A 21,488-nucleotide genomic window follows, 5' to 3' on the forward strand; every position below is an offset into this window, starting at 1 on the left:
GCTATCGAGTCTCTGACCAGGGCCTTTGTGTGGTCGGGGTGACAGGATTTGAACCTGCGACCTCTTCGTCCCGAACGAAGCGCGCTACCAAGCTGCGCCACACCCCGATGGACACTCGGGTCTCCCCGTGAGCCGTGGAGAACTCTACCCGATGCCCTCAGTGGCCTGCGCGGGGGTTCCCGTCCGCGCATCGGGGCCGGTCGTCCACGGTACGAGGGTCAGCAGCGAGGCCTCCGGCGGGCACGCGAAGCGCACCGGCGCGTACGGCGAGGTGCCCAGCCCGGCCGACACGTGCAGCCGCATCCGACTGCCCCAGCGGCTCGCCCCGCGGGCACGGGCCCGGTCGATCCCGCAGTTGGTGACGAGTGCGCCGTAGCCGGGCAGCCGCAGCTGGCCGCCATGGGTGTGGCCGGCGAGGACGAGGTCGTAGCCGTCGGCGGCGAAGCCGTCGAGCACCCGCGGCTCGGGGGAGTGGGTCAGCCCGATGCGCAGGTCGGCGTCGGCGTCGTGGCCGGCGATGCGCGGGTAGCGGTCCAGGTTCAGGTGCGGGTCGTCGACGCCCGCGATCCGGACCGACCGGCCGTCGACATCGAGCAGGTGCCGGGCGTGGGTGGCGTCGACCCAGCCGTGCTCGCGGAACGCGGCGCGCAGGTCGGTCCAGGGCAGGTCCGCCCCGTGCACCCGCCTGGTGTCCCCGCGACGCAGGTAGCGGGCCGGGTTCTTCCGGGTGGGGCCGTAGTAGTCGTTGCTGCCGAACACGAACGCGCCCGGCCGCTCCAGCAGCCTCCCCAGCGCGGTCAGCACGCCCGGGACGGCGTCGAGGTGCGCCAGGTTGTCCCCGGTGTCGATCACCAGGTGCGGGTCGAGCTCGTCGAGCGCGGCGATCCACCGCATCTTGCTGCGCTGGCCCGGCATGAGGTGGAAGTCCGACAGGTGCAGGATCCGCAGCGGCCGCGCACCCTCGTCGAGGACGGGCAGCTCGACCCGGCGCAGCGTCCAGTGCCGCCGCTCGATCCCCGCCGCGTACCCGATTCCCGAGGCCCCGAGCAGGGCGGCTCCGGCGGCGGTGCGTGCGAGGGTCCCAGCGATACTCACGCGATCCAGCGTACGACGCGGGACTATCGTGGCGACCCGTGAGCACCCTCAAGGAGCAGCTGCGGGCCGACCTGACCACCGCGATGAAGGCCAGGGACGAGCTGGTCCGGACGACCCTGCGATCCGTCCTGACCTCGATCGGCAACGCCGAGGTGGCCGGTGACACCGCCCGGGAGCTCTCCGACGACGAGGTCCGCGCGGTCATCACCAAGGAGACCAAGCGGCGTGCCGAGTCCGCCCAGGCCTTCGCCGACGGCGGCCGTCCCGAGTCCGCGGACCGCGAGCGCGCCGAGGGCGAGGTCCTCGCCCGGTACCTGCCGACCCAGCTCGACGACGACGAGGTGGCCGCCCTGGCGACCGCCGCCGTCGCCGAGGTGGAGGCCGAGACCGGGGAGCGGCCCGGCATGCGGCAGATGGGTCAGGTCATGAAGAAGGCGAACGCCGCCGCGGCGGGCCGTGCCGAGGGCGGTCGTGTCGCCGCCGCGGTGAAGAAGGCCCTCGCCGCGGGCTGACCCGCCCCCGTCGACGACGACGGGCCCCGCACCGGATCGCTCCGGTGCGGGGTCCGTCCTCGACTCAGGTCGTGGGGGTCTTGCGGGTGCGCGTCCCGGTCGACTTCGTCGTGGTGCTCTTCGCCGCCGTGCTGCGCGTCGTGGTCTTCTTCGCCGCGGCCGAGCGGGTGCCGGTCTTGGCCGCAGTGCTCTTCGACGCAGTGCTCTTGGCCGCAGTGCTCTTCGACGCAGCCGGCTTGCGGGTCGTGGTCTTCTTCGCCGGGGCCTTCGCCCGCCGCTCGGCGAGCAGCTCGGAGGCCCGCTCGTCGGTGATCTCCTCGACCGAGTCGCCCTTTCGCAGGCTGGCGTTCGTCTCGCCGTCGGTGACGTAGGGGCCGAACCGGCCGTCCTTGATCACCATCTTCTTGCCGGTCGAGGCGTCCTCACCCAGCTCGCGCAGCGGCGGAGCCGCGGCGGCACGGCCCCGCTGCTTGGGCTGGGAGTAGATCTCGAGGGCCTCCTCCAGGGTGACCGTGAAGAGCTGCTCCTCGTTCGACAGCGACCGCGAGTCCGTGCCCTTCTTCAGGTACGGGCCGTAGCGGCCGTTCTGCGCGGTGATCTCGTCACCGGAGTCCGGGTCCGTGCCGACGATCCGGGGCAGCGAGAGCAGCCGCAGCGCGTCCTCGAGGGTGACGGTGTCGACCGACATCGACTTGAACAGCGACCCGGTGCGCGGCTTCGGCCTGGCCGGCTTCTTCTTGGCGCCCTCGGGCACCTCCGGCTCGGGCAGGAGCTCGGTGACGTAGGGGCCGAAGCGGCCCTCCTTCGCCACGATCTCGTGGCCGGTGACCGGGTCGGTGCCCAGCTTGCGGCCCTCCTGTGGCACCGAGAACAGCTTCTCGGCGATCTCCTCGGTCAGCTCGTCGGGGGCCAGGTCGTCGGGCAGGTTGGCCCGCTGGGACTCGCCGTCGACGATCCGCTCCAGGTACGGGCCGTAGCGCCCGACCCGGACGACGACGTCGCGGCCCTCGGCGTCGGTGAACATCGGGATCGAGTTCACCGTGCGGGCGTCGATCTCCTCCAGGTTCGCGCCGACGAGCTTCTTCAGTCCGCCCGCCTTCGCGATCTCCGACCCGGTGTCCGCGCCCTCGTCGCCGAAGTAGAAGCCGGACAGCCAGTGCACGCGGGAGTCGTCCCCGGAGGCGATGGAGTCGAGGTCGTCCTCCATGGCGGCGGTGAAGTCGTAGTCGACGAGCTGGCCGAAGTGCTGCTCCATCAGCCCGACGACGGCGAAGGCCACCCACGACGGGACGAGCGCGGAGCCCTTCTTCCAGACGTAGCCGCGGTCGAGGATGGTCTTGATCGTCGACGCGTACGTCGACGGCCGGCCGATCCCCATCTCCTCCATCGCCTTGACCAGCGCGGGCTCGGTGAAGCGCGACGGCGGGCTGGTCGAGTGCCCGTCGGGCACCAGCTCGGTGGCGGTCAGCGCCTGCCCCTCGGTCAGCTCCGGGAGCCGGGACTCGGCGTCGTCGGCCTGACCGGTGGACTCGTCGTCCATGGTCTCGACGTAGGCCTTCAGGAAGCCGGGGAAGGTGATCGTGCGGCCGGAGGACGCGAACACGACCTTCTCGCCGGTCCCCGCGGTGCCAGCGATCCGGATGCTCACGGTGGTCCCGCGGGCGTCGTTCATCTGCGAGGCGATGGTCCGCTGCCAGATCATCTCGTAGAGACGGAAATCGTCACCGTCGACCTCGCGGGCGATCGCACCGGGGGTCCGGAAGGTCTCGCCGGCGGGCCGGATGGCTTCGTGGGCCTCCTGGGCGTTCTTCACCTTGCGCGTGTACTGGCGCGGCGAGTCCGCGACGTAGGCGTCGCCGTAGAGCTCACGGGCCTGCGAGCGGGCGGCCTCGATGGCCGTCGCCGACAGCGTCGTCGAGTCCGTACGCATGTAGGTGATGTAGCCGTTCTCGTACAGGCGCTGCGCACTGCGCATCGTGCGCTCGGAGGAGAACCGCAGCTTGCGGCCCGCCTCCTGCTGCAGCGTCGAGGTCATGAACGGTGGGTACGGCTTGCGCGTGTAGGGCTTGGACTCGACGGAGGCGACCTCCATCGGATGGTCCTGCAGCCCCTCGGCGAGGCGGCGTGCCTGCGCCTCGTTCAGGGTGACGACCTCGGCGGAGCCCTTCTTCAGCTGCCCGAGCGAGTCGAAGTCGCGGCCGGTGGCGACGCGCTTGTCGTCGACCTGCACCAGCCGTGCGCCGAACGAGCGCGGGGTGGCCTTCTCCCCGGCGTCGAGGGTCGCGGCGATGTCCCAGTACTCCGCGGAGCGGAACGCGATGCGGTCACGCTCGCGCTGCACGATCAGCCGGGTCGCGACCGACTGGACGCGGCCCGCCGACAGCTTCGGCATGACCTTCTTCCACAGCACGGGGGAGACCTCGTAACCGTAGAGACGGTCCAGGATGCGGCGGGTCTCCTGCGCGTCGACGAGGTGCTGGTCGAGCTCGCGGGTGTTCTCCGCTGCCGCCCGGATCGCCGACTCGGTGATCTCGTGGAAGACCATCCGCCGGACCGGGACCTTGGGCTGGAGGGTCTCCAGCAGGTGCCAGGCGATGGCCTCGCCCTCGCGGTCGGGGTCCGTCGCGAGCAGGAGCTCGTCGACGGTCTTCAGCGCCTCGCGCAGCTCCGAGACGGTGCTGCGCTTCTCCGGCGTGACGATGTAGAGCGGGCTGAACTGGTTGTCGACGTCGACGCCGAGCCGCGCCCAGGACTCGCCCTTGTACTTGGCGGGGACGTCCGCCGCGCCGCGCGGCAGGTCACGGATGTGCCCGACGGAGGACTCGACGACGTAGTCGTTGCCCAGGTAGGGCTGGATCTTCTTCGCCTTGCTGGGGGACTCGACGATCACCAGGCGGCGCGTCGGGCGGCCGGATGCGTTCGCCGTCGAGGTCGGCTTGCGCGTGCTGCCCCCCGACGTACGTGCCGAACCCGTCGTTCCCGTTGTCGCTGCTGCCACGTGGTCCTACCTCATCTCCTCGGCTGCGTCGCGGTCCCTGCGACGTCGTCGCCGTTATCCGACCCCGCACAGGTGCATCGTGCGGTCCCGGAGCGTGCCGGGACGGTTGCGCTGAGCGTCTTCTTCGGGGTCGACGATCGCACGATCTCACACCGTCGTCGCTCCGTGTCGTGGCTCGTGCCACTGGGAGCGGGCGAGTCGCCAGCGTAGACCCCGCCGTAGTTCGGCAGGTCAGGCGGCCGGTCGGCCGCGGTACCGGGGCCAGTCGGCCGGATTCGTCATCCGCGGCGCGGGGCCCACCAGTTCCACCAGTCGGGCCAGTCGACGCGCTCCGTGCAGGCGTAACGCCGGGCCGGGCGCGCCGTGTTCCCCCGGGGCGAGCCGTGCCGGGGGCAGGCCGGCCCGGGTGGCGACGGCGATCAGCGGGCCGTGCGTCCACGACGCCTGTGGATCGAGCAGCAGCAGGTACCCGCCCCGCAGGTCGGGTGTGCCCGCGGCTAGCGCCCACAGCCGGAGCGCGGCGCCGTCGAGCTGGAAGTCCGGCGGAATCTGCTTGCGACCGTCCGGCGTGCACCAGGCGCGGGCCAGAGGAACCAGGTCGCGCCGGAACGCGCTGCGCATCCCGGACGCCCCGGGGGCGAGGGTGACGCCGCGGGCGGCCGCCAGCGCGGCCAGCGCGGTCTCGCGCCCCTCGATCGGCAGTGGGACGTCGAACCGGGCCGTGTCCCCCGCGCCGAACCGCTCGATCCGCCCGGGCCCGCAGAGCAGCCCGGCCAGGTCGGTCAGCCCGGCCGGCCGGGCCTCCGCGGAGAACAGCGACATCTGCGGCACCCGCGAAGCATAGAACGCATGTTCGACCTTGCCCAGCGGGGAGCGCCGGACGGGTGACGCAGCGGGTCAGGCGGGGCCGTTGATCTTCTTGAGTGCGACGCACTTCGGTGCGGTCGCGAACGCCTTGTCCAGCCGCGGGGTGGGCCCGATCTTGTCCAGCCCCTGGGCGCCGGAGATCGTCCGCAGCTTCTGCTGGGCACCGTCGAGCTTGCCCTTGAAGCCCTGGACATCGTTCGGGTCGATCGCGTCGACGTCCTTCTTGGCCTGGGCGATCGTCGTGCCGGACCGGTCGAGCATGTCGCGGACCGCGGTGGCCCACGCGTCGCCGCCGCTCACCGGTGACTGCCCGGCCGCGGCCAGCTGCTTCTTGCCGGTGTCGATGCCGGCCGCCACCTTGCCGAGGTACTCCGACAGGCGCGTCTTGATCCCGGCGAGGTCGGCGCCGTCGTAGTTCGGCGGGGTGTTGAGCGGCTGGTAGTAGGCCAGGGTCGCGCCACAGACCTTGTCGCCCCAGGCGACCGGGTCGGCGCCGACGCCCGCGGTCGGTCGAGGGGCCGGGTCCGCCGCGGGGGTGCCGGCCACGCTCGACGCGCAGCCGCCGGCCAGGAGCGCGGCGAGCAGGGTGGGGAGCAGGACCCGGGCGGTGCGCGCCGGGCGGGGGGTGGCCATCGTCGGGCTCCAGGGTCGGGGCCCGTGGGGGCCCGGGACACGGACAGTGGTCGACGGTAGGACGCCGCCGCGGGTCAGCTGCCTCCGCCCTCCCCGGTTGACCCGTTCGGGGCATCGGCGGGGCCGCCAGGCGGCGGTGTCGGGCGGGCCTGCTCTGCCGTTCGGGTGAGGTCCGTGCAGGCCGTCGAGGCCCGGAACGCCGAGGCGATCGCCGGGTTGCCGGTGACCTCGTCGAGCGGCCCGGTGGTCCCGGCGAGGCGGGCGAGCGGCTCCAGCGCGGCAGGCAGGTCACGCTGCACCGCGGCCGGGTCGGCCGGGTCGATGGCATCGACCCGCGAGCGTGCCCCGGAGAACGCCGAGCGGATCTCGCCGAGCCCGCCCTGTAGTCGCGTGGCGAGGGCCTCGCCGTCGTCGACGGGGGCCGGGCCGAGCCGGTCCAGGTCGCCCAGCGCGCCGTCGGCGGCCTGGGTGGTGCGGGTCAGGTAGTCGGAGAGGGCCCGCAGCCGCTGCGCCGGATCCGGGGTCTCCGCGGGCGCGTCCACGGCGGTGCGGACGAAGGGCAGCACGGCCGCGCACATCGAGTCGGTCCACTGTTCGACGGTCGGCCCGGAGGGGCCGCAGCCCGCCAGCACCACGGCCGAGGCGACGAGGAGCGCGGCGAGACCTCGCGATGTCCGCATCGCTCCTCCGTCGGGGGTGATCACTGCGGTCCGGCGGAGAGTATCCGAATCGTCCCGAGACGAAAGACGGCCGCCCGTCCCGATGGGACGAGCGGCCGCCGTGGTCCTGCGAGGTGTCGGCTAACCGACCGAGCTCTCGGCCGGGGTGTCGGTGATCGCCGAGGTGCGGCGCTTCGAGACCACCACCGCGGCCGCGATGATCACCACCGCGACGATCGCGATGAGCACTCGGATCACCGGGTTGGCGTCCGGGGTGGACAGCACCACGACCGCGGGGGCGATCAGCACCGAGACCAGGTTCATGACCTTGATCAGCGGGTTGATCGCGGGACCCGCGGTGTCCTTGAACGGGTCGCCGACGGTGTCGCCGATGATCGTCGCCTCGTGGGCGTCGGAGCCCTTGCCGCCGTGGTTGCCGTCCTCGACGAGCTTCTTGGCGTTGTCCCAGGCACCGCCCGAGTTGGCCAGGAAGATCGCCATCAGGACGCCGGTCGCGATGGCACCTGCCAGGTAGCCGGCCAGCGGGCCGACGCCGAGACCGAACCCGACCGCGATCGGGGCGAAGATGGCGAGCAGGCCGGGGGTGGCCAGCTCGCGCAGCGAGTCCCGGGTGCAGATGTCGACGACGCGGCCGTACTCCGGGCGCTCGGTCCGGTCCATGATCCCGGGGTGCTCGCGGAACTGGCGGCGCACCTCGTAGACGACGGCGCCCGCGGCGCGGGTCACCGCGTTGACCGCGAGGCCGGAGAACATGAAGACCACCGAGGCGCCGATGATCACGCCGACCAGGGTGTTCGGGCTGAACACCTCGTAGGCGAACGCGGTCCCGGCGTCCTGCGCGGCGATGTTCACCCCGGCCAGCGCCTGGCTGATCGCGTCGCGGTAGGAGCCGAACAGCGCCGTCGCCGCGAGCACCGCGGTGGCGATCGCGATGCCCTTGGTGATCGCCTTGGTGGTGTTCCCGACCGCGTCGAGCTCGGTGAGGATGTCGACGCCGTCGCCCTCGACGTCGCCGGACATCTCCGCGATGCCCTGCGCGTTGTCCGAGACCGGGCCGAAGGTGTCCATCGCCACGATGACGCCGACCGTCGTCAGCAGGCCGGTACCGGCCAGTGCGACCGCGAACAGCGACACGACGATCGAGCCGGACAGCAGGAACGCGCCGTAGACGGCCGCGGAGATGACGAGCGCGGTGTAGACGGCGGACTCGAAGCCGATCGAGATGCCGGACAGGATCACGGTGGCCGCACCGGTCAGTGACGACTCGCCGACGTCCTTGACCGGACGGTCCTCGGTGCCGGTGTAGTAGCCGGTCAGCTTGAGGATGACCGCGGCCAGCACGATCCCGATGACCACGGCGACCGAGGCGATCAGGCGCGGGTCGCCCGCGAGCCCGACGACGCTGGTGTCGGTCGGGTTCAGCAGCTCGCCGAAGGTGCTCGGGAGGTAGACGTAGGCGGCGATGATCGACAGCACGCCGGCGAACAGCGCCGAGAGGTAGAAGCTGCGGTTGATCGCCCGCAGGGTGTTCTCCCCGGCGCGGGCCTTGGTCAGGTAGACGCCCAGGATCGCGGTGATCACGCCGATCGCCGGGACGATCAGCGGGAACAGCAGGCCCTGCAGGCCGAACGCCGCCGTGCCGAGGATCAGTGCGGCGACCAGCGTCACCGCGTAGGACTCGAACAGGTCGGCGGCCATGCCGGCGCAGTCACCGACGTTGTCGCCCACGTTGTCGGCGATGGTGGCCGCGTTGCGGGGGTCGTCCTCGGGGATGCCCTGCTCGACCTTGCCGACCAGGTCGGCGCCGACGTCGGCGGCCTTGGTGAAGATGCCGCCGCCGACCCGCATGAACATCGCGAGCAGTGCCGCGCCGAAGCCGAAGCCCTCCAGGACGCGGGGCGCCTGGCCGGCATAGACGAGCACGACGATCGCGGCCCCGAACAGGCCGAGGCCGACGGTGAACATGCCGACGACGCCGCCGGTGCGGAACGCGATGCGGGTCGCCTTCTCACGGCCGCCCGGCTCGCGGGAGGCCGCGGCGACGCGGATGTTCGCGCGGGTGGCGAGCCACATGCCCAGGTAGCCGATGATCGCGGAGAAGACCGCGCCGACGACGAAGAAGATCGATCGTCCGATGCGTTCACCGAGATCCTCGGCGGGGAGCGCGAAGAGCAGAACGAACACGATCGCGGCGAAGATCGCGAGCGTGCGGAACTGGCGGTTGAGGTACGCCGTGGCGCCCTCCTGGACCGCGCGGCCGATCTCCTGCATGTTCGGGGTGCCCTCGCCGTAGGAGAGCACCTCCCGCAGCAGTAGACCGCCGACGACCAGGGCGACGAGGGCGACCACCGCGACCACACCGACGATGGTGAGGTCTCCCGCGCCGAGCTCGAGGCCCTGGGCGAGGTAGGTGGGCTGGGACATCCGTGTCCTCCCGGTGGAAAGGATCCGGCCGGCGAGGTCCCCGGCGGCCGGGTCGGGGTCACTGTGACGCGACCCGGCCGGGCGGCGACGACCTCGTCGGCGTCGACTGGGCCCGGGCGGCGTCCACCGGTGACCGGGCTGGTGCAGTCTATGAGTGTGGGACATCCCTCAGTGCGATTGGGATCACAAGACGTAACGAACTGGCAAAAGTGATCAATCCCACACGATGTCGCGATGCAATCCGGGAACCCGCAGATCACCTGCGACGCAACCGCTTCTGTCATCCGCCCGTCCCGCGCCCGTCGGCCGGGGGCGGACACCGGGAGCGACCGCGGATCGTTCGAACATCTGTGCCATCGTGGTCGGTCGTGGGAGCGACGGCGGACAGCACGCAGGGCCCGGACGGGTCGCAGCGCGGGATGGAGCTGCTGCGCCGAGTGCTGGCGGGCTCGGGCCTCGACCCGGCTCGTGCCGACGCCACGTGGACGTCCGGTCCGGCGGAGGCGGTCCAGCTGAGGCCGGGACCGGGCGCCGGGGCGTTCGCGGCACAGGACGGGTTCGACGGTCCGGACGGAGCGCGCGGCGCCGGGAGGCCGACCGACTCCGACGGCTCTGCCGGCTCCCGCGATCCTGCCGGTTTCAGCAGTCCTCCCGGCTTTCATGGTGTCGACGGGGACGACCCGGTCGGCGCCGTCGACGACCCGTTGCGGCACGTCGTGCGGATTCCGGCACGGCCCGGCCGCCAGGTCGACTGGCCGGGCTGGACACCCGAACCGCTGCGCACGGCCTGGGCGGCCCGCGGCGTGACCCGCCCGTGGTCGCACCAGGCACACGGGGCGGAACTGGTGCACTCCGGCGCCGACGTCGTCGTCGCGACGGGGACGGCTTCGGGGAAGTCGCTGGTCTACCAGCTCCCGGTGCTCGCCGGGCTGGCCGAGGACCCGCGGGCCACGGCGCTGTACCTCGCCCCGACCAAGGCACTCGCAGCCGACCAGCTGCGGTCCCTCGACGGGCTCGCCCCGGACGGTGTCCGGCCCGCCGCCTTCGACGGTGACACCCCCATAGACCAGCGAGACTGGGTCCGCAGGCACTGCCGGTGGGTCTTCTCCAACCCGGACATGCTGCACCGGTCGCTCCTTCCCCGGCACGGGCGCTGGACGACCTTCCTCCGCCGGCTGCGCTACGTCGTGGTCGACGAGTGCCACACCTACCGCGGGGTGTTCGGTTCGCACGTGGCACTGCTGCTCCGGCGGCTGTTGCGCCTCGCCGCCCGCTACGGCGCACGCCCCACGATCGTGCTCGCCTCGGCGACGGTGGCCCGCCCGGAGGAGTTCGCGTCCCGGCTGACCGGCCGCGACGTCGTCGCCGTCACCGAGGACGGGTCCCCGCATGCCGGTCGCACCGTCGCGTTCTGGGAGCCGCCGCTGCTCGCCGAGATCACCGGGGAGAACGGGGCGCCGGTCCGCCGCTCCGCCGGGGCCGAGGTCTCCCGGATGCTCGCCGACCTCGTCCTGGAGGACGCGCGGACCCTCGCCTTCGTCCGGTCCCGGCGGGCCGCCGAGCTCACCGCGCTCGGTGCGCAGCGCCAGGTCGCCGAGATCGCTCCCGAGCTGGCCGCGCGGGTGGCCGCCTACCGCGGCGGCTACCTGCCGGAGGAGCGCCGTGCGCTGGAGGCCGACCTGATGTCGGGCAAGCTGATCGGGGTCGCGACCACCAACGCCCTCGAGCTCGGCGTCGACATCTCCGGGCTCGACGCGGTGGTGCAGGCCGGCTTCCCCGGAACCCGCGCGTCGTTCTGGCAGCAGGCCGGGCGTGCCGGGCGCGCCGCTGACGAGGCACTCGTCGTGCTCGTCGCCCGCGACGACCCGCTCGACACCTACCTCGTCCACCATCCGAGCTCGCTGGTCGGTGCGCCGGTCGAGAGCTGCGTGCTCAATCCGGTCAACCCGTACGTGCTCGCTCCGCAGCTGGCGTGCGCGGCCGCGGAGATGCCGCTGACCACGGTCGACGTCGAGGAGACGTTCGGGGGAGCGCCCGCGGTGGAGGTCCTCGACGCCCTGGTCGAGGAGGGCGTGCTGCGCCGCCGACCGCACGGCTGGTTCTGGCCCGACACCGGCGACGCACCTGCCGCGCACGTCGACATCCGCGGCTCCGGACTCGGGCAGGTCGCCGTGGTCGAGGCGGCCACCGGGCGGATGCTCGGCACCGTCGACGGCGGCTCGGCCCCGGGCACGATCCACTCCGGTGCGGTGTACCTGCACCGTGGCGACAGCTTCGTCGTCGACGAGCTGGACCTCGACGACGGCGTCGCGCTCGTCCACGCCGAGGCCCCGGACTGGCGCACCGAGGCCCAGTCGGTCTCCGACGTCGCCGTGCTCGAGGTACTGGAGCACCGCCGGTGCGGGCCGGTGCAGGTCTGCTTCGGCGCCACCACGGTGACCAGCCAGGTCGTCGCGTACCGCCGACGGACCCCGGACGGGACGGTGCTCGACCAGACGCCGCTGGACCTGCCGCCGCAGAGTCTGGACACCCGGTCGGTCTGGTACACGATCGACCCCGACGCGCTCGCCGACGCCGGCATCGACGAGGCACGTTTCCCCGGTGCCCTGCACGCCGCCGAGCACGCCGCGATCGGACTGCTCCCGCTGTTCGCGATCTGTGACCGCTGGGACATCGGTGGCCTGTCCACCGCGCTGCACCCCGACACCGGGCTCCCGACGGTGTTCGTGCACGACGGGCACCCCGGCGGCGCAGGGCTGGCCGAACGCGGCCACGAGGTGCTGGGGCGATGGCTGGCGGCGACCCGCGCGGCGGTCCGGGACTGCGAGTGCCGCACCGGATGCCCCTCGTGCGTGCAGTCCCCGAAGTGCGGCAACGGCAACAACCCGCTGGACAAGAGCGGGGCGGTGCAGGTGCTGGATCTGGTCCTGGCCGGGCTGGAAGGCGGGACCCCGACCGGGTCGCGGTGACCGCGGGACCGGACAGGGTACCACCGGCCCGCCCGTCGGGGGCGGGGGCGGACCGGTGGCAACCACGTGCGACGACATCGGACGGGGGCGCCAGGGGCGCTCCGACGTCGTCGCTGTCTGGGGAGCGTGGTCTTCGTGGCGGGGGCGGACCGGACCCTGCCCGTCCTCGCGACTCCTAGTAGGCCCGAGTGTCGCGACAGTGACCAGATGTGGGCCGCGCAACGTCGGTGATCGGTCACGCCCCCACGACGAAATGCCGTTGCGTTGGGACGTTCGTGGTAAGAAATCGTGATGACGGCGTGCTCCGGGCTTCGCCGTCCGTTCATCTGGAGGCGCCGACCGCTCACCGAGATCGTGATCACGTCCGGGCGTGTTCACGACGGCTCTACGGCAGGAACCGAACCGTCCACGGGCCCGCTCGCCGGGCGCGTGCCCGCGTCGACGGGAGCCGGACCCGCGCGTGCCCTCGCCCGTGCGGGACCCCGGAGCGGGAGCAGCCCCGACCAGGCGACCTGGGTCTCGACCAGGGCGTCCCAGCCGTCGAGGCGGCAGGTCAGCAGCTCGGCGCCGTTGCGGCCGGCGAGGTCGGAGGCACGGGCTCAGGCGGCAGCGGTGCCGTCCACCGACTGTCCCGCGGCCGCGAGCGCGGACAGGTCTGCGGCGGCGGAGGCGACGTGCCGGGCGCGCGCCGCGGCGGCCAGGTCGACACCGACGGTGCCGATCAGGAGCAGCACCGCTGCGGCCGTCGCGGCCCAGACGGAGGCGACGCCCGCGTCGCCTCCGCGGCGTACCGGGACGTGCGGGCTCATGGCGCGCCACCGGGCTGCGCCGGCGCCGACCCGGAACGGACCGCGCCTGCCGTGACGCCGGGTTCGACAGCGGCGGTCGCGGCGCCGCTGATCGTGACCGGGAGCAGCCCGACCGGCCGGACCCGCACCGTCACGACGACGAGATCGCCGTCGACGCGGAGCTCGGGCTGGGCCCCGGCCGGCGCGAGCTGCGCTGCCGCGGCCCGACCCCGCTCGGTGTCACCGCGCGCAGCCTGGCGGGCCAGTTCGAGAGCGGCGTCGGTGCAGCGGACCCCGGCCGCCACCGCGGCGACGGCTCCGACCGCCGCCGCAGTCACCGCGACCAAGGTGCCGAGCGCCAGCGCCGCCTCGACGGTGACCGCGCCGCGGTCGTCCGCCAGCCAGGACGGCGGGCCGCTCGTGGGGCCGACGGCGGCACCACGGCGGGTGGCGCGGCCGCGGACACGGCGGCCACCGTGTCCGCGGCCGTGCCGGTCGTGCCGGTCGTGCCGGTCCGCCCGGTCGGGCCGATCGGGTCGGCTCGGGCTGTCGCGGCCGTTGTCAGAGCGTCGTGGACAGTGCACGTTGCACGATCCCGGTGAGGGCGGCGAGGACGTCTCCGCCGCTGACGATCGCGTAGAGGAGCGCGGCGAAGGCCGCGGCGGCGACGGTGCCGACGGCGTATTCCACTCCCGCTTGGACATCCCCGCGCGAGACCAGCCGGAACCCCAACCCGCGGGACCGCATCCACCTCACGCCCTGCTCGACCCCGCCGATCTCCACAGCGTCCAGAAGGTCCGCGACGTCGTGCCGCATCCGCTCCCAGGACTCCCGGGGGATGGTCAGCAGATCGTCCCCACCCTTGTCCTCGGAGGCGATGTCGTCGTCGGACTTCTCGGCCCCGGCCAGGGCCCGCAGAGAGCGGGACCAGGTGAGCTGCCTACGCCCGTGGGAGACCTGCTCCCAGGTGAACCATAGGTCCAGGTCATCGGCCAGACCGGTCGCCAGAGCGTCCCGCAGGATCGCGAACGGAGACCTGTTCCCGGTCTTCCGACCATCCTTGGTCGACGGACTGGTGATCTCAGCAGTGATCTTGGAGATGTAGTCGGAGACCTGTTCGATGCTCTCGCCGGTCATCCGGACCGGCCGGACGTCCAACCCGCCTTTGTCCGCCACGGCAGAGAAGCCCTTACCGCTCAGAGATCGTTCCCACCGGGCGAACATCCGGTCTCCCATTGCCCACATCATCTCCGGGCTAGTGGGGCCGTCCAGAGCCACCACGGAGTGAACGTGGACGTGCCAGCCCTTGGCCCCGTGGGTGACCTCGACGGTCCGGACCCACCCGACAACCCCGAACGTCTTCTGGTCTCGGGTCCAACCCGAACCGGACGTGACTGCCGTCCAGGCAGCCGACAACGCGTCCCACAGATCGGCCAGCCGGTGACCCCGGTCGTGCCTCATGGTCAGCGTCACGAGAGCCGCCGAGCCGCCGTCAGCAGCTACACGGGTCAGAGCCCGAGCAACCTCCGCAGAGCGCTCAGCACCGATCTTCCGAGCACACACAGGACAGGACCACGGCGAACCGCACGACTGGAGTCCTGACAGACCAGCACGCGGACCATCCGCTGTCTGGGACACCCGGACGATCGCACCACCCGACGACGTGTGAGCCACCCGGCCGCAGTTCCGGAGACGCTTCAGACCGGTGAACTCCCACAGCCGGGAACGCCATGCCATCACTTCCCGACGACGATCTCTCCGACGGGTCTCCGGCCCGGCGGAAGACTTGCCCGCAATGGTTACCAATGGTTACCAAGCGGCCGCCTCCGGCGGCCGGGGCCCGCCCCTCGGGCCTCCGGCCCGGGGCGGTCCCGCCGACCAGGGCGGTCACCGGTCACCTCCGGCGATGGTCGTCCGGGACGTGCCTCCAGCGGGACCTCCGGTCAGGGCCTCGGCTCGGGCCAGGGTGGCAACCCCGACCCGCACTACGGCATCCACAGGACCGCACGGCCGCCGCAGGACCCGCAAGCCTGCGGAGGTCGGCCGCCGGTCAGGGACAAAGGTTGCGGGCCCTACGACGACCGTGCACGCGCTACGCGTGCCGAAGTGAGGGCCAGGGTCGCGGGGGGTAGCTTCCGCAGAGCGATTCCCGTTCACGCGGCACTGCCGATCCGGGAGACGTACTCGCCGTACCCGCCGATCCACGGTGCCCGTACCCGGGTCAGGGGACGGCCGGGGGAGGACACGAGAGCGATGCCAGGAAGGGCGGATGCGTGTGCAGCCGCTGTGTCCTGGTCGGTGTCGGGGTGCAGGAGCTTGACCGCGTCGTGGTTGTCCACCCGGAAGCTCAGGCGGGTAGAGCACTGCCCGCGCTCGGTGGACCCGATCACGGACGCCTCGGCGCGCTGGGCAACGAGTACGACCCGGACACCGGCTTTCCGGCCCTCGGCGAGTAGCCGGGCCACGTACCCACGGACTCGCTTGCCGATCTTGGTGTCGGCAGCGTCCAGGTAGCGCAGCAGACCGGGGTATTCCTCCAGGACCACGAACAGGAGTCCGTCAGCGTCGGGGAGGCAGTCCCGGTCTCGGGGGATTGATGAGATCCGCTTGTCCATGTCGTCGACCAGGCGGCCGACGTGCTCGGCGATCACGCCGGGGTCCCCGAGTCCGAGCATGGAGCCTTTTTCAACCTGACCAGCGAGCTTTGTCAACGGATCCTGAAGACTGACCCTCCTGGGGATCGGCAAGTTTGACCCCTCGGTTGGTCTGTCAGTCCCGGTCGGCGCGGTTCTGTTTGGCCAGCAGCTCACGGCGCTGGCGGGTCCGGTAGGAGTCTCCGGTCAAGGTCAGAACCTCGGCGTGGTGAACCAGACGGTCGATCATGGCTGCGGCGACGACATCGTCGGAGAAGGTCTCGCCCCAGCGTCCGAAGGGCAGGTTCGAGGTGACCATCACCGAGCCCTGCTCGTAGCGGGAGGCGATGAGCTGGAAGAACAGGTTCGCCGCGTCCTGGTCGAAGGGGATGTAGCCGACCTCGTCGATGATGATCAGCTTGTAGCGGCGGATCTTCTTCAGCTCAGCCTCCAACCGTCCGGCCTGGTGGGCGTCAGTGAGGCGGGTGATCCAATTGTTCGCGGTGTCGAAGAGCACCGAGTAGCCGGCGTGGGCGGCTTTGACCCCGAGCCCGATCGCGAGATGGGTTTTCCCGAGCCCGGGTGGACCGAGCAGGATCACGTTCTCCGCCTTGGCCACGAACGTCCCGGTCGCCAAGTGCGCCAGCACATCTCGACGCAGCGAGGGCAGGTGGTCGAGGTTGAAGTCCTCGAGAGTCTTCACGGCTGGGAAGTGCGCGGTCCGGATCCGCATCGTGGTGCCGGCGGACTCGCGTTCGGCGACCTGGCGTTGCAGGACCGCAGCCAGGTACTCCTCGTGCGACCAGGTCTCGTCGCGGGCCTGCTCGGCGAGCTCAGCCCAGCAGCGCCCGATCGTCGGGGTCTTCAGCACCCGGGTCAGGTAGGCCAGCATCGAGGGCAACCCCTCGCTCGGCGCAGCCCCGGTCGTGGTGGCGGTCATGGGTTGCTCGCTTCCGCTGCGGGCGCGGCCGTGGGGTCGGCTGGGCCGGTGGGGGTGAAGTCGACGCCGAACAGGGCGTCGTAGTCGGGCAGGGCTCGGATCGCGACGGCGTGGCCATCGTTGTGGCGGCGGGTCCCGGACTGCTGGGACCGCTGCTGGGCGCGGCGTTGCTCGGCCAGTGCGTGGCGCATGTCGGCGGCGGTGGCGACGTGGGCCGGGTCGGTGATCACCAGGTGGCGGCCCCAGCTGCGGTCGTGGCTGGCGACTCGCTCGTTGCCGCAGAACACCTCGACCGCGGTGGGTGATGCGACGACCTCGACGAAGCGGCCGATCATCCGCGGATCGACGGAATAGTCGTTGGTGTCGACGCGCACGTAGTAGTCACGGGCCAGCCGGATCCGGTGGGTCAGACCGACCTGTGGAGCCACCGGCGGCAGAACGATCATCGCCTGGCGGTCGACCTCGAGCAGATCCACCGGCCGGCCATGGATGGCGCGGACGGTGCGCGTGTTCGCCCTGGTCACCAGCCACTCGGCGAGCTGGTCGTTGAAGTCGGCTGGAGAGGCGAACTCGCGTCCGGGCAGGAACGAGGTCTCGAAGAACCCGTTGTTGCGCTCCACCATGCCCTTGAACTCGGGGTCCTTCGCCGGAGCCAGACGGATCCTCGTGGCCAGGGTTCCGGCGAACCCGGCGGCCGGGACCGAGACCTTCCCGGTGCCGCCGATCGCCGATTCCCGGTCCCAGACCAGCGTCTTCGGGACACGGCCCAGGGCAGCGATCAGCTGCCACATCCCGGACAGGATGTCACCGCCCTGGCGCGACGGGATCATCGTCGCCGACAGGAACCTCGAGAACGCCAAGGTCAGCACCAGCACCGGCAGGATCCGCGCCTGCCTGGCCGCGACCGGGATCAGGGTCTCGGGGAACCACAGGTCGCACTGGGCGATCTCGCCCGGCTCGTAGACGGTCCGGTCCGACGGATCGATCCCGACGTACTCGGGCCGGATCCGGGCCAACAGCTTCTTCAACGGCCCCTCGGAGTAGGGCCAGCCGATCTTCTGCGCGATCACCGGCCCCGGCATCCTCGGCCACTGAGCCTTTTTCAACCTGCCGTTCCGGCAGCTCAGGGGCCTGGTTGTGTGGGTGCAGACGCCGAGCTAGCGAGCCGGTGACCTGTGCAGCTGTGGTCAGAGCAGTTGCGCTGCAACCTTCGCGATCTCCTGACGCAGAAGCTCGCTGGTCAGGTTGAAAAAGGCTCACTGTGTTCGGCGTTTCGGCAGAACCTCGTCGAGGTGCGGATGTGGGAAGAGGATGTCTACCCTGGCATTCGGGCCGAGGCCCACAGTCGGGGAGCTGAGATCCTCTTCCTGGACGAGATGCGACCGGACATAGATGCCCGCATCGACGGGCCTGGTAAGAACGGCACAATCTTCGCAGCGCTCACGCTCCGTCGTAAGCAGAGTTTTCGGCTCTCGCCACGGCCAGCCACTCCCAAGGATTTCATCGATTTCTGCCGCGGAGTAGCCGAGGATTATGCTGGTCCCCTCATTCTGATCACGAACGTGTCTGCACTGCACGCCGCGGCGGAAGTGGCTAGGTTTACTCGAGCGCATCAGGACAAGATTAAGTTTGTCTATTTCCCCCACTACGGTTGATCTGACGGCACGCACGCAGGTGGTCGCACTAGTCCACCTGGATGCCGATCCGGAAGTAGTGCCCGACCGGGACCAAATAGCTTCTCCCGAAACGTTCCCGGCGTGTACTCGGTTTGATAGCGGCCCCGACGCTGCAACTCTGGAACAACCATGTCAATGAAATCGGTGAACGTTTCCGGTGTGAGAAATTGAATAATGTTGAATCCGTCAAGACCGATCTCATCGATCCACTCCTCCATCTGATCGGCAACCTGGACGGGAGTCCCAATTGCTAGCAATGTGGTCTCGCCAAGCTGGGTCATGCTATCGACGATGTCGCCAACAGTGACGGGACGTTGCACATCGCTGGTAAATAGGGCAGCCCCACCCTGACCATGATCCGTGTCCCGATAAGTCACGACGTCTGATCGGGACATCGCAGCCAAGTCGAATCCAGTTGTCCCACAGTACTGAGCCAGCATGCCGTCGACGTTCACCCACCGCTGGAGTTCCTCTCGCTTGCGGCAGACGGCCGTCTCATCTTCGGCCACGATGACGGACAAGCTGGTGAGAATCTTGACATCGTCTGGGGCACGTCCAGCCGCCGAAGCTTGCGTACGGACGTCATCAGCACTGCGCCGCAACGAAGCTGGGACTACCCCGCTGAGAAACACACACTCGGCGTGCCTGGCCGCGAACTTGCGGCCACGAGCCGAGTTACCTGCCTGGTAGATCACCGGTGTTCGCTGTGGCGATGGTTCACATAGATGGGGGCCGGCTACGGAGAAAAAATCGCCGCGATGATCGATCGGGTGCACCTTCGCCGGATCAGCGTACCTTTGTGTCGTCCCGTCGACGGAAACCGCATCCTCCTCCCAGCTAGCTTCCCAGAGCTGGTAGCACACGTCGAGGTACTCGTCGGCCCTGTCGTAGCGCTCGTCATGCAGCACCATTCGCTCCCAACCGAAGTTCTTGGCTGCGTTCGGTAGGTACGATGTAACGACGTTCCACCCGACCCGACCCTGAGTGAGGTGGTCCAAGGTGGAGAAGCGACGGGCATGGCCGAACGGCGACTCATAGCTTGTCGACACCGATACGGCGAACGACAGGTTCGTCGTGCCCACCGCCATGGCTGGTACGACCAGCGCGGGATCGTTTGCTGGAATTTGAGCACCAGCCGCTACAGCGGCGTCCGGGCTGCTTCGGAACGTGTCGTAGACGCCCAAGACATCGGCGATGAACAACGCATCGAGACGACCCCGCTCAAGGAGCGCCGCAAGCTCAATCCAGTATTCTAGCCCGGTGTAGCCGCGTCGTCGGTCCCGGGGATGTGCCCAAAGGCCGTGCGCCATGTGCGCCAGGCAATTCATCTCGAATCCATTAACGATGATCCGGCCACTCATCATGTCTCCTCTGTTGAGTTGCAATTGTAAGGCGTGTCTGATTCCAGGCGCTTATAGCCAGCGTCGGAGTCGGTGTCGCTCGTTGACCTCCGAAGCAATGCGACTGACAGGAATCCTGAGACGACGACGAGTAGAGCCACTGAGCCTTTTTCAACCTGACCAGCGAGCTTCTGCGTCAGGAGATCGCGAAGGTTGCAGCGCAACTGCTCTGACCACAGCTGCACAGGTCACCGGCTCGCCAGCTCGGCGTCTGCACCCACACAACCAGGCCCCTGAGCTGCCGGAACGGCAGGTTGAAAAAGGCTCACTGCTCGTCGGTCAGCGACGACGCCAGGGCCGCCTCGCGCGCCTCCTGCTCGGCGAGGGCGTGCTGACGGACGAAGGCCAGCAGGTGCGACAGTGCAGCGTCCCGGTCCAGGTCCGACAGCCCCAGGCCGTCGAAGGCGTGCAGCTCGTACTCGTACTTCGCCATCTGGCCGGACCGAGCGACGGCCGGTGCGTGGAGACGGCCGCAGCCCTGGAGACGCTCCCGGACGACCAGCGCGAGGTCCACGCGGCCGGGCAGATCCTCGCGTTGACCGTCGACGACCTGGAGGGCGAGCCGGCACGCCTCGTCGAGGAGGGGTCGCCATCACCATGCCGCTGACCACCGAGGAGTGGGGCGAGCGAGCCTTCCAGGTCCGCGACCCCAACGGCGTCGTCGTCCAGCTCATCGATTGGAAGGGGGCGATCGCTCCCCGGTAGCGGATCGCCACCGGCTGCCCGACGGACCCGTGGTCGGAGCCACCGGGGCACGGGCGACCCGCCGGGGTGGTGGGGTGCGACGACAGGGTGTGATGCGGGATCCTGGAGGAATGAGTGAGAACCCGGTAGCGCTCGAACTGGACGACGCGGGACTGGCCGGTGGCCTCCCCCGCCCGGCACACCAGCTCGACGGGATCCAGGACGTACCGTTCCGCCCGGTCCAGTTCCGCGACAACGACCTCCCGACCGCGCTGGAACGTGCCGCGCAGTGGCTGCGCGAGACCGAGACCTGGCTGGGCGAGCCGGTGGACGTGATCGCCATCCACCTCGACTACAACGAGGCCTCGGAGGCCGCGTACTACGAGCTCAAGCTGCTCTGCAACGAGGAGGACCTCGCCGGCGCACCCATCGCGGTGCGGCAGCGGGCCGCCACCGGCGCCTGATCCCCCGACGACGGGTCGTCGCCCTGGTCCCCGGGGCGACGACCCGTCGGTGACGAGGGTCACGATCGGCACCATGATCAGCAGGTCACGGACCCGGGATCGTCGCCTCCGGGCCCGCCGGGAGGAACGGGTGTTTGGCCCACACCGCGTGCTGCGGTAGCGTTCCTCTCGGTCACCGTAGTTCTGAGTTTCGTGTTTCGCACGCGTCCGCAGAATGATGATGCGGGCGGATCCGCTGTCTTTGGTGTAGCTGAAGCTGGCTGCCGTCTGGGAATTCCTCTGACCCGGGCAGCCGCACGACGTGGTTGTTCCGTCCGAAAGCTGCATGACAAGGAGTCACCATGACCAACGGAACCGTGAAGTGGTTCAACGCCGAGAAGGGCTTCGGCTTCATCGCTCCCGAGGACGGCGGCGCTGACGTGTTCGTCCACTACTCGGCGATCGAGGGCAGCGGCTTCAAGGAGCTGCAGGAGAACCAGGCCGTGTCCTACGAGGTCACGCAGGGCGCCAAGGGCCCGCAGGCCTCCTCGGTGTCCCCTCGCTGAGACACCCCGCCCGGCCGTAGCGCCGGGCAGTAGTTCCTCCGTCCGACGGCGGCGTCCCCACTGGGGGTGCCGCCATCGGCGTCTTCCGGGTCGTTGGCACCCGGTCGCCGTCCGTCGGTCCGCGCTGATCGAGGCCGGCTTCCCGGGTACGACGGCATCGAGGCCCGCGGGCGCCGGATA

General features: G+C 70.5%; 19 protein-coding genes, 1 tRNA gene and 1 pseudogene. 6 read left to right on the forward strand and 15 right to left on the reverse strand.

Annotated features, from left to right (window positions below):
• Window positions 1-30: 30 nt before the first annotated feature.
• Together XF36_RS23180 and XF36_RS23185 are read right to left on the reverse strand one after the other, a co-directional pair.
• Window positions 31-107, reverse strand: a tRNA-Pro gene (locus XF36_RS23180).
• Between the two features lie 37 nt (window positions 108-144).
• The gene (locus XF36_RS23185) at window positions 145-1,095 is read right to left on the reverse strand and encodes a metallophosphoesterase (RefSeq protein ID WP_060713596.1); all 951 of its coding nucleotides are present in this window, start codon (window positions 1,093-1,095) and stop codon (window positions 145-147) included.
• Window positions 1,096-1,133: 38 nt separating this feature from the next.
• Between XF36_RS23185 and XF36_RS23190 the strand changes: the two genes are divergently transcribed.
• A complete protein-coding gene (locus XF36_RS23190; RefSeq protein WP_020627793.1) occupies window positions 1,134-1,607 on the forward strand; it encodes a GatB/YqeY domain-containing protein in 474 nt (157 codons plus the stop codon).
• 64 nt (window positions 1,608-1,671) lie between these two features.
• Here XF36_RS23190 and topA read toward each other — a convergent pair whose 3' ends face one another.
• From topA to XF36_RS23215, 5 genes are all read right to left on the reverse strand, one after another.
• Window positions 1,672-4,497, reverse strand: a complete 2,826-nt coding sequence (gene topA / locus XF36_RS23195; RefSeq protein ID WP_414706206.1) for a type I DNA topoisomerase — start codon at window positions 4,495-4,497, stop codon at window positions 1,672-1,674.
• 339 nt (window positions 4,498-4,836) lie between these two features.
• Entirely contained in the window at window positions 4,837-5,427 is a 591-nt protein-coding gene (locus XF36_RS23200) for a hypothetical protein (protein ID WP_238589363.1), read from the reverse strand.
• Between the two features lie 75 nt (window positions 5,428-5,502).
• A complete protein-coding gene (locus XF36_RS23205; protein WP_060713599.1) occupies window positions 5,503-6,105 on the reverse strand; it encodes a hypothetical protein in 603 nt (200 codons plus the stop codon).
• Window positions 6,106-6,179: 74 nt separating this feature from the next.
• Window positions 6,180-6,785: a hypothetical protein gene (locus tag XF36_RS23210; protein ID WP_145981471.1), complete on the reverse strand. Its 606-nt coding sequence runs from the start codon at window positions 6,783-6,785 to the stop codon at window positions 6,180-6,182.
• A 120-nt stretch (window positions 6,786-6,905) separates the two neighbouring features.
• A complete protein-coding gene (locus XF36_RS23215; protein WP_060713601.1) occupies window positions 6,906-9,209 on the reverse strand; it encodes a sodium-translocating pyrophosphatase in 2,304 nt (767 codons plus the stop codon).
• Window positions 9,210-9,628: 419 nt separating this feature from the next.
• Between XF36_RS23215 and XF36_RS23220 the strand changes: the two genes are divergently transcribed.
• Window positions 9,629-12,178: a DEAD/DEAH box helicase gene (locus tag XF36_RS23220; protein WP_060714922.1), complete on the forward strand. Its 2,550-nt coding sequence runs from the start codon at window positions 9,629-9,631 to the stop codon at window positions 12,176-12,178.
• Between the two features lie 599 nt (window positions 12,179-12,777).
• On the opposite strand, the gene XF36_RS33035 is transcribed toward XF36_RS23220, so the two are convergent.
• The 6 genes and pseudogenes from XF36_RS33035 to XF36_RS23250 all read right to left on the reverse strand — a co-directional run.
• Complete coding sequence (locus XF36_RS33035) at window positions 12,778-12,987, reverse strand: pilus assembly protein TadG-related protein (RefSeq protein ID WP_060713602.1); 210 nt, start codon at window positions 12,985-12,987, stop codon at window positions 12,778-12,780.
• On the reverse strand, window positions 12,984-13,550 hold the full coding sequence (locus tag XF36_RS23230) for a TadE family type IV pilus minor pilin (protein WP_238588996.1): 567 nt from the start codon (window positions 13,548-13,550) through the stop codon (window positions 12,984-12,986). The genes XF36_RS33035 and XF36_RS23230 overlap by 4 nt, the downstream gene beginning before the upstream one ends.
• Window positions 13,528-14,703, reverse strand: a complete 1,176-nt coding sequence (locus XF36_RS34510; protein WP_349675574.1) for a DUF4244 domain-containing protein — start codon at window positions 14,701-14,703, stop codon at window positions 13,528-13,530. Before XF36_RS34510 ends, XF36_RS23230 begins: the two co-directional genes overlap by 23 nt.
• Window positions 14,704-15,119: 416 nt before the next feature.
• A complete protein-coding gene (locus XF36_RS23240) occupies window positions 15,120-15,677 on the reverse strand; it encodes a hypothetical protein (protein ID WP_145981472.1) in 558 nt (185 codons plus the stop codon).
• A 58-nt stretch (window positions 15,678-15,735) separates the two neighbouring features.
• Window positions 15,736-16,539 (reverse strand): IS21-like element helper ATPase IstB, encoded by an 804-nt coding sequence (istB, locus tag XF36_RS23245; protein ID WP_060713604.1) that lies wholly within the window; start codon window positions 16,537-16,539, stop codon window positions 15,736-15,738.
• Window positions 16,536-17,636: pseudogene (locus tag XF36_RS23250) on the reverse strand (Mu transposase domain-containing protein); the annotation flags it as partial. The pseudogene XF36_RS23250 and the gene istB, both read right to left, overlap by 4 nt.
• Window positions 17,637-17,714: 78 nt before the next feature.
• Between XF36_RS23250 and XF36_RS23255 the strand changes: the two are divergent.
• Window positions 17,715-18,194 (forward strand): hypothetical protein, encoded by a 480-nt coding sequence (locus XF36_RS23255; RefSeq protein WP_060713606.1) that lies wholly within the window; start codon window positions 17,715-17,717, stop codon window positions 18,192-18,194.
• On the opposite strand, the gene XF36_RS30835 is transcribed toward XF36_RS23255, so the two are convergent.
• Both XF36_RS30835 and XF36_RS32695 read right to left on the reverse strand, forming a co-directional pair.
• A complete protein-coding gene (locus tag XF36_RS30835) occupies window positions 18,185-19,576 on the reverse strand; it encodes an LLM class flavin-dependent oxidoreductase (RefSeq protein WP_082375897.1) in 1,392 nt (463 codons plus the stop codon). The two genes, XF36_RS23255 and XF36_RS30835, sit on opposite strands and share 10 nt — an antisense overlap.
• Window positions 19,577-19,880: 304 nt before the next feature.
• Window positions 19,881-20,048: a hypothetical protein gene (locus XF36_RS32695; RefSeq protein ID WP_168169563.1), complete on the reverse strand. Its 168-nt coding sequence runs from the start codon at window positions 20,046-20,048 to the stop codon at window positions 19,881-19,883.
• 27 nt (window positions 20,049-20,075) lie between these two features.
• Here XF36_RS32695 and XF36_RS33450 point away from each other — a divergent pair, with 27 nt between their 5' ends.
• The 3 genes from XF36_RS33450 to XF36_RS23275 all read left to right on the forward strand — a co-directional run bounded on the left by XF36_RS33450 (window position 20,076) and on the right by XF36_RS23275 (window position 21,308).
• Window positions 20,076-20,222 carry a hypothetical protein gene (locus XF36_RS33450; protein WP_202968437.1) on the forward strand — a complete coding sequence of 49 codons (147 nt, stop codon included), beginning with the start codon at window positions 20,076-20,078 and terminating at the stop codon, window positions 20,220-20,222.
• 208 nt (window positions 20,223-20,430) lie between these two features.
• On the forward strand, window positions 20,431-20,763 hold the full coding sequence (locus tag XF36_RS23270) for a hypothetical protein (RefSeq protein ID WP_060713608.1): 333 nt from the start codon (window positions 20,431-20,433) through the stop codon (window positions 20,761-20,763).
• 341 nt (window positions 20,764-21,104) lie between these two features.
• Window positions 21,105-21,308 (forward strand): cold-shock protein, encoded by a 204-nt coding sequence (locus XF36_RS23275; RefSeq protein WP_020627798.1) that lies wholly within the window; start codon window positions 21,105-21,107, stop codon window positions 21,306-21,308.
• Window positions 21,309-21,488: the final 180 nt, after the last annotated feature.

The sequence above is a fragment of the Pseudonocardia sp. HH130629-09 genome (assembly GCF_001294645.1).
GTDB lineage: Bacteria > Actinomycetota > Actinomycetes > Mycobacteriales > Pseudonocardiaceae > Pseudonocardia.

What these genes read in the sequence shown, in the direction of transcription:
- istB (WP_060713604.1), bottom strand. Translation starts at nt 16,539, where the DNA reads ATGACCGCCACCACGACCGGGGCTGCGCCGAGCGAGGGGTTGCCCTCG.
- XF36_RS30835 (WP_082375897.1), bottom strand. Translation starts at nt 19,576, where the DNA reads ATGAGTGGCCGGATCATCGTTAATGGATTCGAGATGAATTGCCTGGCG.
- XF36_RS33035 (WP_060713602.1), bottom strand. Translation starts at nt 12,987, where the DNA reads ATGAGCCCGCACGTCCCGGTACGCCGCGGAGGCGACGCGGGCGTCGCC.
- XF36_RS23220 (WP_060714922.1), top strand. Translation starts at nt 9,629, where the DNA reads ATGGAGCTGCTGCGCCGAGTGCTGGCGGGCTCGGGCCTCGACCCGGCT.
- XF36_RS32695 (WP_168169563.1), bottom strand. Translation starts at nt 20,048, where the DNA reads ATGGCGAAGTACGAGTACGAGCTGCACGCCTTCGACGGCCTGGGGCTG.
- XF36_RS23205 (WP_060713599.1), bottom strand. Translation starts at nt 6,105, where the DNA reads ATGGCCACCCCCCGCCCGGCGCGCACCGCCCGGGTCCTGCTCCCCACC.
- XF36_RS23215 (WP_060713601.1), bottom strand. Translation starts at nt 9,209, where the DNA reads ATGTCCCAGCCCACCTACCTCGCCCAGGGCCTCGAGCTCGGCGCGGGA.
- XF36_RS23270 (WP_060713608.1), top strand. Translation starts at nt 20,431, where the DNA reads ATGAGTGAGAACCCGGTAGCGCTCGAACTGGACGACGCGGGACTGGCC.
- XF36_RS23210 (WP_145981471.1), bottom strand. Translation starts at nt 6,785, where the DNA reads ATGCGGACATCGCGAGGTCTCGCCGCGCTCCTCGTCGCCTCGGCCGTG.
- XF36_RS23275 (WP_020627798.1), top strand. Translation starts at nt 21,105, where the DNA reads ATGACCAACGGAACCGTGAAGTGGTTCAACGCCGAGAAGGGCTTCGGC.
- XF36_RS23200 (WP_238589363.1), bottom strand. Translation starts at nt 5,427, where the DNA reads ATGTCGCTGTTCTCCGCGGAGGCCCGGCCGGCCGGGCTGACCGACCTG.
- XF36_RS34510 (WP_349675574.1), bottom strand. Translation starts at nt 14,703, where the DNA reads ATGGCATGGCGTTCCCGGCTGTGGGAGTTCACCGGTCTGAAGCGTCTC.